The 14,428-nt window shown below is 57.9% G+C and carries 16 protein-coding genes; 11 read left to right on the top strand and 5 right to left on the bottom strand.

All coding sequences use genetic code 11. The annotated features are described in order from the left end of the window. Positions 1-20: 20 nt before the first annotated feature. Both FIU92_RS21540 and FIU92_RS21535 read left to right on the top strand, forming a co-directional pair. A complete protein-coding gene (locus FIU92_RS21540) occupies positions 21-362 on the top strand; it encodes a copper-binding protein (RefSeq protein WP_050605745.1) in 342 nt (113 codons plus the stop codon). A 566-nt stretch (positions 363-928) separates the two neighbouring features. Then, entirely contained in the window at positions 929-1,549 is a 621-nt protein-coding gene (locus FIU92_RS21535) for a trans-aconitate 2-methyltransferase (RefSeq protein ID WP_152460769.1), read from the top strand. 73 nt (positions 1,550-1,622) lie between these two features. Here FIU92_RS21535 and FIU92_RS21530 read toward each other — a convergent pair whose 3' ends face one another. Together FIU92_RS21530 and FIU92_RS21525 are read right to left on the bottom strand one after the other, a co-directional pair. Further along, positions 1,623-3,020, bottom strand: a complete 1,398-nt coding sequence (locus tag FIU92_RS21530; RefSeq protein ID WP_152460768.1) for an ATP-binding protein — start codon at positions 3,018-3,020, stop codon at positions 1,623-1,625. Next, complete coding sequence (locus FIU92_RS21525) at positions 3,017-3,742, bottom strand: response regulator (RefSeq protein ID WP_152460767.1); 726 nt, start codon at positions 3,740-3,742, stop codon at positions 3,017-3,019. The genes FIU92_RS21530 and FIU92_RS21525 overlap by 4 nt, the downstream gene beginning before the upstream one ends. Positions 3,743-3,914: 172 nt before the next feature. On the opposite strand from FIU92_RS21525, the gene FIU92_RS21520 reads away from it, so the two are divergent. From FIU92_RS21520 to petA, 9 genes are all read left to right on the top strand, one after another. Beyond that, positions 3,915-4,457, top strand: coding sequence for a calcium-binding protein (locus FIU92_RS21520; protein WP_172978563.1), 543 nt, complete (start codon positions 3,915-3,917; stop codon positions 4,455-4,457). A 251-nt stretch (positions 4,458-4,708) separates the two neighbouring features. After that, positions 4,709-5,431 carry a TVP38/TMEM64 family protein gene (locus tag FIU92_RS21515; RefSeq protein ID WP_371419770.1) on the top strand — a complete coding sequence of 241 codons (723 nt, stop codon included), beginning with the start codon at positions 4,709-4,711 and terminating at the stop codon, positions 5,429-5,431. A 44-nt stretch (positions 5,432-5,475) separates the two neighbouring features. Beyond that, positions 5,476-5,796: a hypothetical protein gene (locus tag FIU92_RS21510; RefSeq protein ID WP_050605704.1), complete on the top strand. Its 321-nt coding sequence runs from the start codon at positions 5,476-5,478 to the stop codon at positions 5,794-5,796. Positions 5,797-5,880: 84 nt separating this feature from the next. After that, positions 5,881-6,240 carry a hypothetical protein gene (locus FIU92_RS21505; RefSeq protein ID WP_152460765.1) on the top strand — a complete coding sequence of 120 codons (360 nt, stop codon included), beginning with the start codon at positions 5,881-5,883 and terminating at the stop codon, positions 6,238-6,240. Positions 6,241-6,372: 132 nt separating this feature from the next. Next, entirely contained in the window at positions 6,373-7,422 is a 1,050-nt protein-coding gene (locus FIU92_RS21500; protein WP_152460764.1) for a YncE family protein, read from the top strand. Positions 7,423-7,554: 132 nt separating this feature from the next. Then, the gene (locus FIU92_RS21495; protein WP_172978571.1) at positions 7,555-9,831 is read left to right on the top strand and encodes a copper-translocating P-type ATPase; all 2,277 of its coding nucleotides are present in this window, start codon (positions 7,555-7,557) and stop codon (positions 9,829-9,831) included. Between the two features lie 14 nt (positions 9,832-9,845). Further along, positions 9,846-11,162: an APC family permease gene (locus FIU92_RS21490; RefSeq protein WP_152460847.1), complete on the top strand. Its 1,317-nt coding sequence runs from the start codon at positions 9,846-9,848 to the stop codon at positions 11,160-11,162. Further along, on the top strand, positions 11,159-11,437 hold the full coding sequence (locus FIU92_RS21485; protein WP_172978562.1) for a DUF2933 domain-containing protein: 279 nt from the start codon (positions 11,159-11,161) through the stop codon (positions 11,435-11,437). The genes FIU92_RS21490 and FIU92_RS21485 overlap by 4 nt, the downstream gene beginning before the upstream one ends. Positions 11,438-11,766: 329 nt before the next feature. Next, positions 11,767-12,315 carry a ubiquinol-cytochrome c reductase iron-sulfur subunit gene (gene petA, locus FIU92_RS21480; RefSeq protein ID WP_152460762.1) on the top strand — a complete coding sequence of 183 codons (549 nt, stop codon included), beginning with the start codon at positions 11,767-11,769 and terminating at the stop codon, positions 12,313-12,315. A 48-nt stretch (positions 12,316-12,363) separates the two neighbouring features. Here petA and FIU92_RS21475 read toward each other — a convergent pair whose 3' ends face one another. Genes FIU92_RS21475 through FIU92_RS21465 form a run of 3 tightly spaced genes read right to left on the bottom strand, consistent with a single transcriptional unit; the run spans position 12,364 to position 14,366 of the window. Further along, positions 12,364-12,822, bottom strand: coding sequence for a diheme cytochrome c (locus FIU92_RS21475; protein ID WP_152460761.1), 459 nt, complete (start codon positions 12,820-12,822; stop codon positions 12,364-12,366). A 15-nt stretch (positions 12,823-12,837) separates the two neighbouring features. Continuing rightward, a complete protein-coding gene (locus tag FIU92_RS21470) occupies positions 12,838-13,230 on the bottom strand; it encodes a DUF1924 domain-containing protein (RefSeq protein ID WP_152460760.1) in 393 nt (130 codons plus the stop codon). Then, positions 13,227-14,366: a cytochrome b/b6 domain-containing protein gene (locus FIU92_RS21465; protein ID WP_152460759.1), complete on the bottom strand. Its 1,140-nt coding sequence runs from the start codon at positions 14,364-14,366 to the stop codon at positions 13,227-13,229. The genes FIU92_RS21470 and FIU92_RS21465 overlap by 4 nt, the downstream gene beginning before the upstream one ends. Positions 14,367-14,428 lie beyond the last annotated feature (62 nt).

Raw genomic sequence — 14,428 nt, 5'->3', positions numbered from 1 at the left:
CCTTGAAACAGGAGCATCTGATGAGAACTTTGACTGCTATTGTGGCCCTATTGGCCGTGTCTACGACAACCAGCTTCGCGCAAACGAACCACGACATGGACCATTCCAACATGTCCATGTCGTCCGAACAGATGGAAGGGGCGGTTCACGCAAAAGCTTTGGTGAACTCAATTGGCGACGAAACCGCCAACGTCAGCCATGATCCGATCCCCGAGATCGGGTGGCCCGCGATGACGATGGATTTGCAGCTTCTTGAGAATGCCCAGATGATGGGTGAGATTAGCGCCGGTGACGAAGTCACACTGATGTTGGTCAAAAGCGATGGTGGTATGTATGCGATCGGCGCAATCATGAAAAACTGAGTCTGTTGATGCGGCAGCTATTCACCAATGATGTGATTGTTCGCCGTTTCAAGGACCGTAGGAAATTCTATGAACTAAGAGAAATGGAGTAGGAGCCACTCAAGAACCAAATCGTATTTTAACGATCTGTGGCTCTGCTCATAAGTTATCAGTCCATTGTCGGTTAAAGGCGCTATAAGCAATTCGTTGACTGATTGAAGCTCCAAAGCTCAGAAAATCTTCCGGCTGTTCTGAAGGAACAGAGCAATCCAGGCAAGCAGTACACAAACTGCCAACGCTTCGGTATCTCCGCCCCGCGCCACTGCAGTTAAAATTGCGCTAAATTCTGGAGTTGCTTGCGCAGCCCAGTGGAAGTCTGACCGACAAGCAAATCCCACATAAAACATTTCACAATTGGAATGTGTGTACTACATTGTCGCAGAGATGACTTCACGCGGCCATTCAACGGACCAGCGTCGAATTGTCTGGGGCGTTGCCTTGTTGGTTTTTGCTTCAGTCGAAAACGCAGCGCGGAGCGGTCAAAATGAGGATATCTCCAGGGCGACGACTTGGGAAAACGATACGACATGACAGCTAACACAAGAGAGCACTGGGACGATGTCTATGGCGAGAAGTTTGACACCCAATTGAGTTGGCACGAGGATGATCCAGAGATATCGCTTGAACTCATCGAGTTGATCAGAGTGTCTAAGCCTTCATCCGTCATCGACATTGGTGGAGGTACATCTCGTCTTGCTGGAGCGTTGCTTGCGAAGGGGCTCCATGACGTGACAGTTCTCGATCTATCGCAGGTCGCGTTGGACACGGCCCGGGAAAGGTTGGGGCGCGCCGCTGAAACAGTCACTTGGATTTCTGCAGATATAACTTCTTGGGTCCCCTATCGCAGATATGACGTCTGGCATGATAGGGCGGTTTTTCACTTTCTCGTGGATACATCGCAACGCGCGGCCTATCTGGAAAGCGTGAAGAAAGGGGTAAAAATTGGCGGCCATGTGATCATTGCTACGTTTGCACTTGATGGGCCGGAGACTTGCAGTGGTCTCCCTGTCGCCCGCTATAGTCCGAGCGATATCGCCGTGCTTTTTGAGGAACACTTTGAACTCGTCGCGCATCGCCATCACCTGCACCAAACCCCTTGGGGGGAAAGTCAGTCTTTCCAGTTCAGTGTTCTCCGCCGCTGCGTTTGAGCCCACACCTGAAACTGGCCCAAAGCGGTACGCTTCCAATAAGCTTTCGGGGCATGCCGATTGTGTTCACAAGTTACGTTTGGCCCTCAAAAACTGGCAGAACCACCTTAGCGCACAAGCCGCCAGTTTCCCCGTTTAGCAATTCTATCGTGCCACCGTGCGACTGGATGATCGTACGTGCGATCGACAGCCCCAAGCCGGTTCCGCCAGTCTCTCGCGAGCGGGATGTTTCAAGCCGCACGAATGGGTCGAATACCGCATCGAGCATATGCTCGGGGATGCCGGGCCCCTGATCCTGGATCAATATTTTTGCCTCATTCCCCTCTTGCATGACCGAGATGTCAGCCCGGGCACCATACCGGCAGGCGTTTTCAATGATATTGCGCAGAGCTCGCTTCATCAGCATCGGCCGAAGCGTGACGGCCGGATTGTCTGCTACCGATACCTCAACCACGTTGCCGGCTTGCACAATGTCTTCGGTCGTTTTGGTTACGAATTCACCAATTGGGACGGTACTGGAAGGTTCGCGTGTGGCTACGCCCTTGGCAAATGACAGGGTGGAGTCCACCATTTCCTGCATTTCCTCGATGGTCTCGATCAGATGGTCACGGGTCTCCTCTTCCTCCACCAGTTCGGCGCGAACCCGCAATCCCGTCAGAGGCGACCGCAAATCGTGACCCAGCGCCCCCAATAGTCTGGTCCGATCGGCAACATAGCGAGTCAACCTGTCACGCATATGGTTGAACGCCTGCGTCAAATCTCGCACCTCGGTCGGACCAGAAACCGTCAGTTCCTGGACGTCTTCACCGCGACCAAACTGGTCTGCAGCCAGTGACAGGCGGCGCAACGGGCCGGTCAGCCGTGTCAGTAGAAACCAAATGGCTGCTCCAAGAATTAAAGTTGCAGTGAAACCGAAGCTGACGAAGGACTGCAAAGGCCATTGCAGAGGAGGGTTATGGAACCGGGTATCCACGTTGAGCCATTGATCGGTCGTCAGAGCGATCGACAGCTGCATTTCAATTGCGGAAACGTGATCACGCATCATTGCCATGTGCATTTCAGCCATTGTGGACGGAACACCTTGGACCGGCAGCATATCGGGAGAGAACTCATGCAACTCTACCCGGATGGGACGGTTTTCATAGCCTGGCAGAATTCTGCGGATTGTGTTTTCGACCGTCCCACCAGCGCTATGTCCGGTGTGATCGACTGCGGGCGTATCTGTAAGGCTGAAACGCACCAGTGGAGAACTTGCCGCCCGCAGGATCGCGTCGTGCATCTCGGGTGGAGCTTCTTCAATCAGCCGCGCGATGTTTGCGGCGCGTCCGGCGGTTTCCAGGCCAAGGGCCATGTGCACTGCCATTGAGCGCTCGTCGACGAACAGCCACAGGCTGACCAGTTGCGCGGCAGCCAGCGCGGCGATGATCAAAAGGATAAGCTGACCGCGCAGACTTTGGGCAAAGGCTTTCATCCCGTAAGCTCGCTCACGTCGGTCGACAGACAATAACCGCCACCCCTTACCGTGGTGATGAGCTTCGGCCGCGTTGGGTCGGCTTCGATCTTGCGACGCAGGCGGCTGACCTGGTTGTCGATCGTACGGTCGAACAAGTGCGGGCTGCGGCCGGCGGTCAAGTCCAGAAGTTCGTCGCGTGACAGGAGTTTGCGGGGCCGCTGCAGGAATACGGCCAGCAGCCGGACATCGGCGGTGGTCAGACTTTCTTCGGCCCCTTCGGCGGATATCAAGGTGCGACTGTCGACATCCAGAACCCAGCTTCCAAAGGCGATCCGTTTGCCGCTCAGATCGCCAGCCGGGGGGGCGGTGGTTTCGGAACGCCGCAGGATCGCCTTGATCCGGGCCAGCAATTCACGTGGGTTGAATGGTTTGGGCAGGTAGTCATCGGCGCCGATCTCTAAACCCACGATACGGTCGGTGTCATCGCTGAGGGCTGTCAGCATCAGGATCGGCGGGCCACCGGCCGCGGACAGGCGGCGACAGACCGACAATCCGTTTTCGCCCGGCATCATGATGTCGAGTACGATAAGATCAATCCGACCGGCCGCCAGTCGCGCGTCCATCTCGGTTGCGTCGCGCGCGGTACTGGCGCGCAACCCATTCTTTTCCAGATAGCGGCTGACAGCATCACGGATTTCGCGGTGGTCGTCGACAATCAAGATATGTGGTGCTTCGGTCATGGCGCAATCATATGCCCCGGCGCGGTACAAATCCCGGCTTTTTTGTATCCCTTTGTATCAGTTGGGCGGGCTGCGACACAACGATACAAACCGGGTTGAGCAGGGGGGTGGTGGCGCGACCGAGGGCGGCCATATGCTTTGTGTAGAAACAAAAACCCGAGAGGTGAAAGTCATGAAACGTACCTTCACGCTGGCCGCTGGAGCCATTGCCGCGACTTTGATGGCGCTGCCCGCGCTTGCCGCCGGTCAGCATGGCAGCAGCGCGCAGATGCAGGGCCATCAGGGCGGCATGATGCAGGGTGCGCCCGGCGGCATGATGGGCGATCACGCAGGCATGATGCAAATGATGATGAAAATGCATGGCCAGATGATGGGTGGTATGCATGGCAAGGGTATGATGGGCGGCAACTGGCTGGCGGTTATGGACATGGACGAGGACGGTCGCCCGAGCGAATCTGAGATCGCCGAAGGTCTGAAGGCCCGGATGCAGGCGCATGACGTCAATGGAGATGGCAACCTGTCGATTGATGAGTTCGAAGCGCTGCATTCCGGGATGATCCGCGAAACCATGGTGGACCGTTTTCAGCATCTGGATGCCAATGGCGATGGCGCGGTGACCACAGGGGAAATCGAGAAAGGCGCGAAGACGATGTCGCCGAAACACGGCATGAAGTCCTCGAAACCTGTGACAAAGGCTTCTGAAACCAACAACTGAAACGCAACCGTGTAGCCGGGTCATCGCACTCGGCACAAACCACTGAGGAACAAAGCGATGATGGGCTATGGCGCTGGAATGGGGTTTGGCATGATCTGGATGTTGCTGATCGCAGTGTTGATCGTTCTGGCGATCGTGGCACTGGTCAAATACATCGCTAAGTGACCTCGGAATCCATCACTCCCGTTTAGGGGTGGAGGGCTATGTCATAGGAGGAACGAAAGCTGGAGGGCCTGCACAGCAATAGCCGTTTGGTTTTCATCGCGGTTTTGATCGCGTTGCTGATCGCCACCATCTGGTTGTGGCTGTCGGGCGCGTTGGGCGCAGGACTATCGCGCGAAGTCATTACTGCGTGGGTGGATTGGGCCGGCCCGTTCGGACCCATTGTCATCATCGGCTTCATGACAGCCGCAGTGGTTGCCAGCCCAATCCCCAGCGCTCCGATCGCTGTCGCTGCCGGGGTGGCATATGGGCATGGGCTGGGAACCGCATTGGTTGCTATCGGGGCGGAGTTGGGGGCGCTGCTGGCGTTCCTGATAGCCCGTTGGTTGGGGCGCGACGCGCTGCGCCGGTGGTTCGGCGACAAGCTGGACATAGGGTTGCTTGGATCGCAGAATGCCCTGATGTTGACCGTGTTCACCAGCCGCCTGATGCCTTTCGTTTCTTTCGACATGCTCAGCTACGCCGCCGGTCTGACCCGACTTCAATTTTGGCGGTTCGCACTGGCCACCTTGGCTGGACTCTTGCCGGCCAGTTTCGTTTTGGCCCATCTGGGCAGCCAGATTACCGAAACCGCGACAGGCGGCACCAGCCTTGCGGTTATCGGGATTGGGCTGTTGACGGGGGCGCCACTTATTTGGTTGGCTTGGAAACGCAAGATGCCCGTTGGCTCTTCAGACCACGAATTGAGCCAGATCAATGCGACCGATCCAAGCGGTCCTAAACTGTTGGAGAATGGAGGAAACCCTAAGTGATCCGCGCACAATGGATATCAACTGCGACACGGACGGCCCGAGCCATGGGCCGGCTGCAGGTCCTGTTGATCTGTGCGTTGGTGGTTTCGATGCTGATCTCTGTTGTGCCGTCCCATGCCGGGCATGACATCGCGAAGGCCGCTACCCAGGCCGAGCTCGTTATCGATGACAGCGGTGGGTATCCCGCGTCTCATCCATCAGAAGAATTAGACTGCTCAGTGCACCCGGGCTGTTATGCGATGGCAGTTATGGCAGCACCTGAATTGCTCTCGATGCGTATTGCTACGCCCGTGGCGCCAGAACGGTTCCGGCCACGCGCAAGCCTGCCGGTCGCACCACTACCACATCCGCCAAACCTGTCCTGAACGTGACCGGCAATGGCTCCGGAATCGCTCCGGGGTCTGCCCCAAGCCGTTGATTGCGGCCCAACTCAGTTCAGGACACTTACCATGCTTACCATTCTGTACTTTTTCGTCACGGGCGTGGTGCTATTCGCACTGTTGCGCCTGACCTGTGGCCCCTGTGTGATGGGGACACAAGAACATCATCCCGGTGTTCCGGTGACAACCCTTGGCTGGGCGCTCAGCCTGTTTCTGGCCGCAACCTACCTGCTGTGCGTGGCCTTTGACCTGATCTTTCCAAGTTTTGCCATGTACCGGGCTTGGATCGGCCTGATGCCCGGAATGACTTGGCTCAGCCTGCCCTCATTCCTGTTGGGACTGTTATGGGCGTTTCTCTACGGCTGGTACGCCGCGTTGCTGTTCGGCGGACTGTTCAATGTCTTTGCGGCTCGCACAAAACTCAACTGATTGAAAGGACAAAGCCATGAAGGCCATCGCTCTGACCCTGCTTTTGACGCCCTTCCTGATGGCCGTCATCTACCGGATTTTTCTGCACGTGCCCGCCAATGTGCGCGTTTCAGTTGACGAAAGGAAACCTAAATGACCCTGTTCAATCTGGCCGCAGGCCTGTCCGTCGCAGCTTTGACTGCGCCTTCGCTCACGCTGGCGGCAACCGTGTTCATTCCCGAAGGCAGCGCGGACTCGGTTCTGGTGATCGACTCCGAAACCGGCAAGACCGTCGAGCGGCTGCCGAGGCTCGTGGCGGTCCATGGGCTGGCCGGCGCGCCCGGCTTTAAGTACCTGGTCGCGGGCAGCTACGCAGAAACCGAGGCCACAACGCCACCAAAACCCGAAGGTATGTCCGAGGATGAACACGCCGCGCACCACGCCAAGCGCGATGTCACCGCGTTGCCCAAAGACAAGGGGCGGAGCCTGCTGACGATCCTTGATGCGGAAACACACGAGGTCGTCCGCCAGATCGAGGTTCCAGGTGCGGTGCATCACACTGCGGTGTCGCCCGACGGGCAGTTCGCGGTGGCGACCCATCCGGGCGGTGACGGTATTTCGATCGTCGATCTCGATAAGCTCAGCTTCCTTGGTTTCGTAGCAACTGGGCCAATGCCCAACTATGCGGTATTCGCGCCTGACGGCGACAGGGTCTATGTCACCAATACCGGCAATGGTACACTTAGCGAAGTGGATGTCGTCAAAGGCTTCGTCGTACGCAACATCCCCGTCGGCGAAGGCCCTGAGCATCTTGTACTTAACGCCACCGGCAGCGCCGCCTTCGTAGCCGACAGTGATGGTGGCAAGGCCTTCCGCGTAGATCTTGCCAGCGGTTCTGTCTCCGAAACCTATGACATTGGAGGCGAGTTGCACGGGATCGGCCTGTCCGACCGCGAGGGCGTACTGTTCGTGGCCGCCAAAGGCACCGACCGGTTGTTGTCGATTGATCTTGCGACGGGCAAGCAGCGCTCGACCAACCTGTCACCGGCACCTTATCACCTGACGACCATACCGAACTCAAGCAAGGTGATGGTATCAAGCCGAACCGAACCGAAGGTCTGGATCGTCGATCAGGTCAGCCTGACGGCTATTACCGAAGTGCCGATACTGGGTGAGGGCCACCAGATGGTTGTTCTGCCCTGAAGGACTGTGCCCGGCATTACGTAACTCAACGGCTCTTCGACCAAAGCTCAAACCAGGGAGCAGAACATGACAGAAGACCACGACATCGGAATCCACGCGAACGGCCCGACCGAGGTCGCTTACGTCTGCCCCATGCATTCTGACGTGCGTCAATCTGGGCCGGGCGACTGTCCCAAATGCGGAATGCATCTTGTACCTGAGAGCGCCGACGACAAACACGCGCGTCACAGCGACGTATCCGCGGGAGCCATCGGCGATGAATATGACATCGTTCCGACAGGCTATGACGGACCCGTTTATACCTGCCCGATGCATCCTCAGGTGCGGCAAACCCATCCCGGGTCCTGCCCACTCTGCGGCATGGGGTTGGAGCTGGAAAGCGCAGCGATGGCGGACGAGGGGCCGAACCCGGAACTGGTGGATTTCACCCGGCGCCTATGGGTAGGTGCGGTTCTGACGCTGCCGCTTTTGGTTTTCACGATGGGCCCCTACGTTGGGCTGTCTGGCGTGCGAGAGATTTTTGGTGAGCGTACAACCCTATGGATTGAACTGATACTTGGCACTCCGGTCGTTCTTTGGTGCGGTTGGCCATTTCTGGAACGGGGTTGGAATTCGTTTCGCACTATGCATCTGAATATGTTCTCGTTGATTGCCATGGGGGTTTCGGCCGCGTGGCTTTTCAGCGTTGTCGCCGTATTGATGCCCCACATATTCCCGGACGGTTTTCGAGATTCAGAAGGCCATGTTGGGGTCTATTTCGAAGCGGCCGCAGTTATCGTTACACTTGTTCTGCTCGGACAGGTTATGGAACTGCGGGCCCGCGAAGGCACAGGGAAGGCGATCCGCGCTTTGCTGGACATGGCCGCAAAGACCGCCCGTATTATCCGCCCTGACAGTAGTGAGGAGGAAATCCCGCTTGAAGAAGTACAGGTAGGCGACCGCCTTCGTGTACGCCCCGGCGACAAGGTGCCAGTAGACGGAGTAGTGCTCGAAGGGCGCTCATCTGTTGATGAAAGCATGATCTCTGGCGAGCCGGTTCCGGTTGAGAAGGTACAGGGAGAGCCGGTCACAGGGGCGACAATCAACGGCACCGGTAGCCTTGTGATCGAAGCAACCCGAGTGGGCTCTGACACAATGCTGTCCCAGATTGTCGAAATGGTGGCCAACGCGCAACGCTCGCGCGCACCAATTCAGAAATACGCTGACAAAGTGGCGGGCTGGTTTGTACCGGCGGTCATAGGTATAGCTGCGCTGGCCTTTTTTGCATGGGCAATTTGGGGACCGGCTCCGGCGCTCTCCTACGCCTTGATCGCAGCGGTGTCGGTACTGATCATAGCTTGCCCGTGCGCGCTTGGCCTGGCCACTCCGATGTCAATCATGACGGCCACAGGGCGCGGGGCGCAGGCCGGAGTGCTGATCAAAAATGCCGAAGCGCTGGAGCGGTTCGAGAAGATCGATACTTTGATCGTCGACAAAACCGGCACCCTGACCATGGGCAAGCCAAAGCTTGTGGCTGTATTACCCGAACCTGGCCATGACGAAGTCGAGGTGCTGCGGCTGGCCGCAACGCTGGAGAAGGGCTCGGAGCACCCGTTAGCTGAGGCAATCGTCACAGGAGCCGAGGAACGTGGCGTGGCCCTGTCCGACGCCAGTGACTTCGAGGCGGTGACTGGTAAAGGCGTGAAAGGCACGGTGGATGGCCGCCCCGTCGCGCTCGGCAACCTGAAACTGGTCACCGATCTCGGACTCGAGGCGGCCGAACTGACGGCCAAGGCCAATGCGCGTCGGGATGACGGCGAAACGGTGATGTTCGTGATGCTTGATGGTTCAGTGGCGGGGTTGGTCAGCGTCGCCGACCCGGTCAAGGAAACAACACCAGCCGCACTCAAGGCGCTGCACGAGCTGGGTTTCCGAATCATCATGGCGACTGGCGACAACGAACGCACTGCAAAGGCGGTGGCCGAACGTCTGGGTATCGATGAGATTCGAGCCGACGTTCTACCCGAGGACAAAGCCCGCATAATTCGCGAACTGCAGGAGAAAGGCGCCAAGGTCGCCATGGCGGGTGACGGAGTGAACGACGCACCCGCGTTAGCGCAGTCCGATGTGGGCATCGCCATGGGGACCGGTGCCGACGTGGCGATCGAAAGTGCAGGCTTCACGCTGGTCAACGGAAGCCTCGATGGCATCGTGCGCGCCCGTAGGCTGGCCCGCGCTACCATGCGCAATATCCGGCAAAACCTATTCTTTGCCCTGATCTACAACGCCTCGGGCGTTCCGGTGGCGGCAGGCCTTCTGTTTCCGCTCTTCGGCATCTTGATCAGCCCTATGTTCGCCGCCTTCGCCATGAGCGCTTCGTCGATTTCAGTGGTGTTGAATGCGCTACGCCTGAGGGGGGCGAAGGTTTGAGCGCGCACAAGCATATGACGCACGAGGGCGTAGGCAACTTGAAATCAGGTTCGATATCGCTGACGGGTGCGGTCGCTATGGGCACCGGTGTCATGATCGGTGCGGGGATATTTGCTCTGACAGGCCAGATCGCTGGGCTCGCTGGGCCATGGTTTCCGCTGTCTTTCGTAGTCGGAGCCGTCGTGACGGTTTTCAGCGCCTACACCTATATTGCCATGTCCAACGCCTGGCCGTCTTCGGGCGGGATCGCGATGATCCTGACAAAAGCATATGGACCGGGTGCTGTAGCGGCCGCGGCTTCATTGTTGATGGCGCTGTCGATGGTGATCAACGAAAGCCTCGTGGCACGCACATTCGCAACCTACGCGCTCCGCCCATTCAACATCGAAGATGGGCCGTTGGTGCCGATGGTCGCGGTTTCGCTGATCGTCTTCGCCTACGCGGTCAACCGGTCGGGGAACCGCTCGGTGGGGTTGTGGTCCATTGTCATGTCTGTGCTCAAGATCGGTGGGATCGCAGTGTTTGGCGTTGCCGCGCTGTGGGCTGCGGGCGGCGACTGGCAGGCGCAAGGCACCGCCCCCGCCGGGCCGCTGGGTTTCATCGCGTCCGTGGCTCTTTCGATCCTTGCGTTCAAGGGATTTACCACAATCACTAATAGCGGTGCCGAGATCGTCGACCCACACCGCAATGTCGGGCGCACCATCATGATCTCGATCGCGATCTGCGCAGTGATCTATCTGTTGGTCGCCTTCGCCGTGGGTGCCAGCCTGCCACCCGACCAGATCCGTGCCGCACAGGACTATGCCTTGGCAGAAGCCGCCCGACCAGTCTTGGGGCAGGGTGGTTTCTACCTGACCGTTGCGCTGGCGATGGTTGCCACCGCCTCAGGACTGATTGCCAGTGTGTTCGCCGTATCACGGATGCTGGCAATGCTGACCGACATGAAAATGATCCCGCACAGCCATTTCGGCATGACGGGCAGCATCCAGTCTCACACGCTGATCTACACGGTCGTGATTGCGGGTCTGCTCGCGGTGTTGTTCGACCTGTCGCGCATCGCCTCGCTTGGTGCTTTCTTTTATCTGGTGATGGATATGGCCGTGCATTGGGGCGTTTGGCACCGGCTGCGCAGTCAGATCAACGCTCGGGGTTGGGTCTTGTTAACTGCCCTGGCGCTGGACTGCGTAGTCCTGACCGCGTTCACAATACTCAAGCTGCGCTCCGACCCGATGATCGTGGTATATGCCGTTGCTGGCATCGGCTTGGTCTTCGCCTACGAGCGCATCTTTCTCAAACAATGGATCATCGAAAAGGAGGCAAATCAGCTATGACCCAATCAAATTTCGACGAAACTCGCGCCACACAGGAGACGACCGAAAGGGTCAGCTCTGACGAAACGCCCGAAGCGCCCAAAACCGAAGATCAGACGGCCAACGGTGCCAAGCGTAATTGGCTCCCGGTTGTCATTGCGATCGCGTTGGGCGCCGCTGTTCTGGGCTGGGAATACCGCGAGACACTCTATCCTTTGCTCAGTTCTCCGTTGCTGTTCTTGCTGGTCTGCGTGGGCATGCATTTCTTAATGCATCGCAGCCACGGCAAACACTGAGAACGGCGCCCTGTATAGCTGGCGGCTTTGCGGCAAGAACACTGCGCAACAAGGAGTAGGAACGGCCAACTGAGCAGAGCAAATACGTAATCCAAGAAGGAAGGGAAATTGCCATGTTAGCAGCTCCAATACGGATAGCCGCAATTGCACTGCCCCTGACGGCCGGTGCACTGCCTGTAATGGCTTCGCACGGTGACACCGACGAAGATCACTCTGATGAATAGGGAATGGGGCATCGCGATGAAGAAGAAGAGGACCAGGGCGACTGATCCACCTCGTCCGAGTCCTATCATTCGATGAGCCCGGTACTGACGCACGGGAGGAACAAAATGTCTGATTTTTCTGAAAGAAAGGTACCTTCAGAGCCCGAATCTCGGCGCGATTTCTTGTATTATGTCACCGGCAGTGCAGCCATAGTGGCCACGGGTGCTGCGGTCTGGCCACTTGTTAACAGCATGAACCCCAGTGCAGACATCTCCGCCCAAGCCGTTGTCGACATAGATCTTGAAGGTGTCGGACCAGGAACGAGGATCACTGTCAAATGGAAAGGCAAGCCGATCTTTATAGACCACCGGACTAAAGAGCGGATCGCGCTGGCGATAGCAGAAGACGATGCACCAATGATCGACCCGCAACCTGACGCCGAGCGCGTACAGCGACCGGAATGGCTGGTAGTTATTGGCGTTTGCACCCATCTGGGATGCATACCACTCGGGCAGGGCGGCAGCGAACCCACCGGAGACTGGGACGGTTGGTTCTGTCCGTGTCACGGTTCACATTACGACACGTCGGGCAGAATTCGGAAAGGCCCGGCGCCCCGCAACCTCGATCTGCCCCCCTACGAGTTCGTCACCGACACGCGGGTCAAAATTGGGTGACGGCGCGGTTAACTCTGTCCAAAGGCAAATGCCCGCCAAGCTCGTTTGTCAGTCCTCGAATATCCCTCGATCAGCGCCGCGATGACATGCGGCGCAGTTCGACATGGAACCTGCTTTCTGGAGTTTTCGGGACGAGACCTCGCCGTCATGTTCCGAGCGGAACCAGGGCATTTCGGAAATCCGCAGAGGCGTATCCTCTGGCGCAATCCGGTAGAGGAGGCTGGACGAACGCCCTCCGACGTCGGCGGCATTCTGGGTCAGGTAAGCCTCGATCTCTGTGCGAGTTGCGTCGTCCAGCATGGCGTTTTCGCCAAAATGGTCATCAAGCGTGGTCATGATCTTTGTCCACGACCGGCTGGGCAGGAATCCTGCCGGATAGGCCATGTGGCATTCGCTGCATTCGGCCTTGGTTGCGGCGTGAGTTACGGGCCGCATAAACTCACCTTCGCTGGCAAGAACCGGCGCCGAAATCAGAGCTATTGCAGCTACAGCAAGAATTCGTTTCATGGTGGTGTCCTTTCCTCAGAGGCTCATGAACCAAGAAATGATGTCGGCTTTTTCCTGCGCGCTGCAGTCGCGGCCGAGAACAGAGTTGCAGTTTCGCCCAAACCATTTTTCGACAAATTTCATGTCGGTGAACCGTTCTGAATTCACGCGCGGAACCAGGGGGTCGATCGGCTTTCCGGTGCGGGCCTGACCGCCTTTTGTAGGGTCTGCCGAATGACAGGTGACGCAGGAGGGCGTATGGGGTTTTCCGCTTGCATGGTTGGCCGTGAACAGCGCCCGTCCGTTTTTCGGTGATGGGGCAGCACCCGCCTCGGCACTGTATTGATCGACCAAGGCCTGCGGGGAAGTGTCTTGCGCCAAGACAGGCTGGGACAACAGGATGGCGGAAAGAACAAGAACTGGTTTCATTGCTTAGGCTCCTTCGGAACGGAAATCTGAAAAGGGCTGAACCAGCCGCTCTCGGCATCCCTGTGACAAGCGAAACAGTTCGAGCGGCTATGGATGGTGCGGCGGGTGAATGTGCCATCGGCGAGCGACCCGTGAAGACGTTGCCAGATGTCTGTGTTCGGTAGGGCAACCGGCAGGGTTTCTTGCAAACCCGTCCAGAGGGTCGCGGGCTTGCTGTCCACAGTTTCCGCGGAGTGCTTGACCAGCCAAACGGTAATCTCGTCACCGGTCTCCTTTGGCAGAGTGGCGTCCTCACCGAAATGACTGTCCAGCTTGTCCATCATCAATTGCCAGGATGCGGCAGGACGCAGGGACGGGTGATAAGCCATGTGGCAGGCGGCGCATTCATCGCTGTAGACCAGTGCCATACTCCCAACCGGCGGGAGCGGCAGTGGGCTTTGTGACATCCTGTTGATCGCGCCGGTGGCGATGATGACAAGACCCGAGATGAAAAGGGCGGCAAGCGCCCGCTGCGCAGGCCGTGGCGGCGCAGTCAAATCCCCGGCGCGCATCTCCTTGCGCCCGGTTATCATCGACCTGGCCAGGTTCTCTCGGCTGCGGCGGCTTTCCAGAACGACACCGCCGATATGCAGGGCAATGAAGCTCAACAGCGCGAAAGCGGCCAACTCGTGAATTTTGCTCCAGATGTGGCCCTGTGATGCTGGCAAAGAGGCAGCCATCGGCCCTGATTTTAGACCGCTGCCCAAGCTGGCGACACCTGTCAAACCAAGCCCGACGATCAGGGTAAGCAATACAAAGACCATCAAGGCAGCAAGTGGATTGTGCCCGATGTGGCGCGCATGAGCCGCTCCGGCCCTCAGATGGCTGATAACCTGCCGGTAGCTTGGTAAGAACTGCGAAAACCGCGCGTAGGTAGGGCCGGTAAATCCCCAGACAGTTCTGGCAGTAACCAATGCAATGGCAAGGGAACCGGAAACCAGGTGTAGGCGAATCCAAGATGCGTCCAGCAGGAACCCAGACACCAACGCGGTGGAAACGCACGCTACCAGCCCCCAATGAAATACACGAGTGAATCGATCCCAGACGAGATGTCCGTCATAGGCCAGCCCATCAAATGGCGCGGGAACTTCTCTCATCGCTTCTGCCTCTCATCAATCTCACCAGAAGTTTGTCAGAAGCGCACTGATGTCAGCCTGAT

This window comes from Ruegeria sp. THAF33 (assembly GCF_009363615.1).
Lineage (GTDB): Bacteria > Pseudomonadota > Alphaproteobacteria > Rhodobacterales > Rhodobacteraceae > Ruegeria.
This window is presented reverse-complemented; position numbering and strand designations above follow the sequence as displayed.

Bases quoted from the DNA above. Each gene is read 5' to 3' on its own strand.
- FIU92_RS21540 (WP_050605745.1), top strand. From the start codon at position 21: ATGAGAACTTTGACTGCTATTGTGGCCCTATTGGCCGTGTCTACGACA.
- FIU92_RS21535 (WP_152460769.1), top strand. From the start codon at position 929: ATGACAGCTAACACAAGAGAGCACTGGGACGATGTCTATGGCGAGAAG.
- FIU92_RS21530 (WP_152460768.1), bottom strand. From the start codon at position 3,020: ATGAAAGCCTTTGCCCAAAGTCTGCGCGGTCAGCTTATCCTTTTGATC.
- FIU92_RS21525 (WP_152460767.1), bottom strand. From the start codon at position 3,742: ATGACCGAAGCACCACATATCTTGATTGTCGACGACCACCGCGAAATC.
- FIU92_RS21520 (WP_172978563.1), top strand. From the start codon at position 3,915: ATGAAACGTACCTTCACGCTGGCCGCTGGAGCCATTGCCGCGACTTTG.
- FIU92_RS21510 (WP_050605704.1), top strand. From the start codon at position 5,476: ATGGGCCGGCTGCAGGTCCTGTTGATCTGTGCGTTGGTGGTTTCGATG.
- FIU92_RS21505 (WP_152460765.1), top strand. From the start codon at position 5,881: ATGCTTACCATTCTGTACTTTTTCGTCACGGGCGTGGTGCTATTCGCA.
- FIU92_RS21500 (WP_152460764.1), top strand. From the start codon at position 6,373: ATGACCCTGTTCAATCTGGCCGCAGGCCTGTCCGTCGCAGCTTTGACT.
- FIU92_RS21495 (WP_172978571.1), top strand. From the start codon at position 7,555: ATGCATTCTGACGTGCGTCAATCTGGGCCGGGCGACTGTCCCAAATGC.
- FIU92_RS21490 (WP_152460847.1), top strand. From the start codon at position 9,846: ATGACGCACGAGGGCGTAGGCAACTTGAAATCAGGTTCGATATCGCTG.
- FIU92_RS21485 (WP_172978562.1), top strand. From the start codon at position 11,159: ATGACCCAATCAAATTTCGACGAAACTCGCGCCACACAGGAGACGACC.
- petA (WP_152460762.1), top strand. From the start codon at position 11,767: ATGTCTGATTTTTCTGAAAGAAAGGTACCTTCAGAGCCCGAATCTCGG.
- FIU92_RS21475 (WP_152460761.1), bottom strand. From the start codon at position 12,822: ATGAAACGAATTCTTGCTGTAGCTGCAATAGCTCTGATTTCGGCGCCG.
- FIU92_RS21470 (WP_152460760.1), bottom strand. From the start codon at position 13,230: ATGAAACCAGTTCTTGTTCTTTCCGCCATCCTGTTGTCCCAGCCTGTC.
- FIU92_RS21465 (WP_152460759.1), bottom strand. From the start codon at position 14,366: ATGAGAGAAGTTCCCGCGCCATTTGATGGGCTGGCCTATGACGGACAT.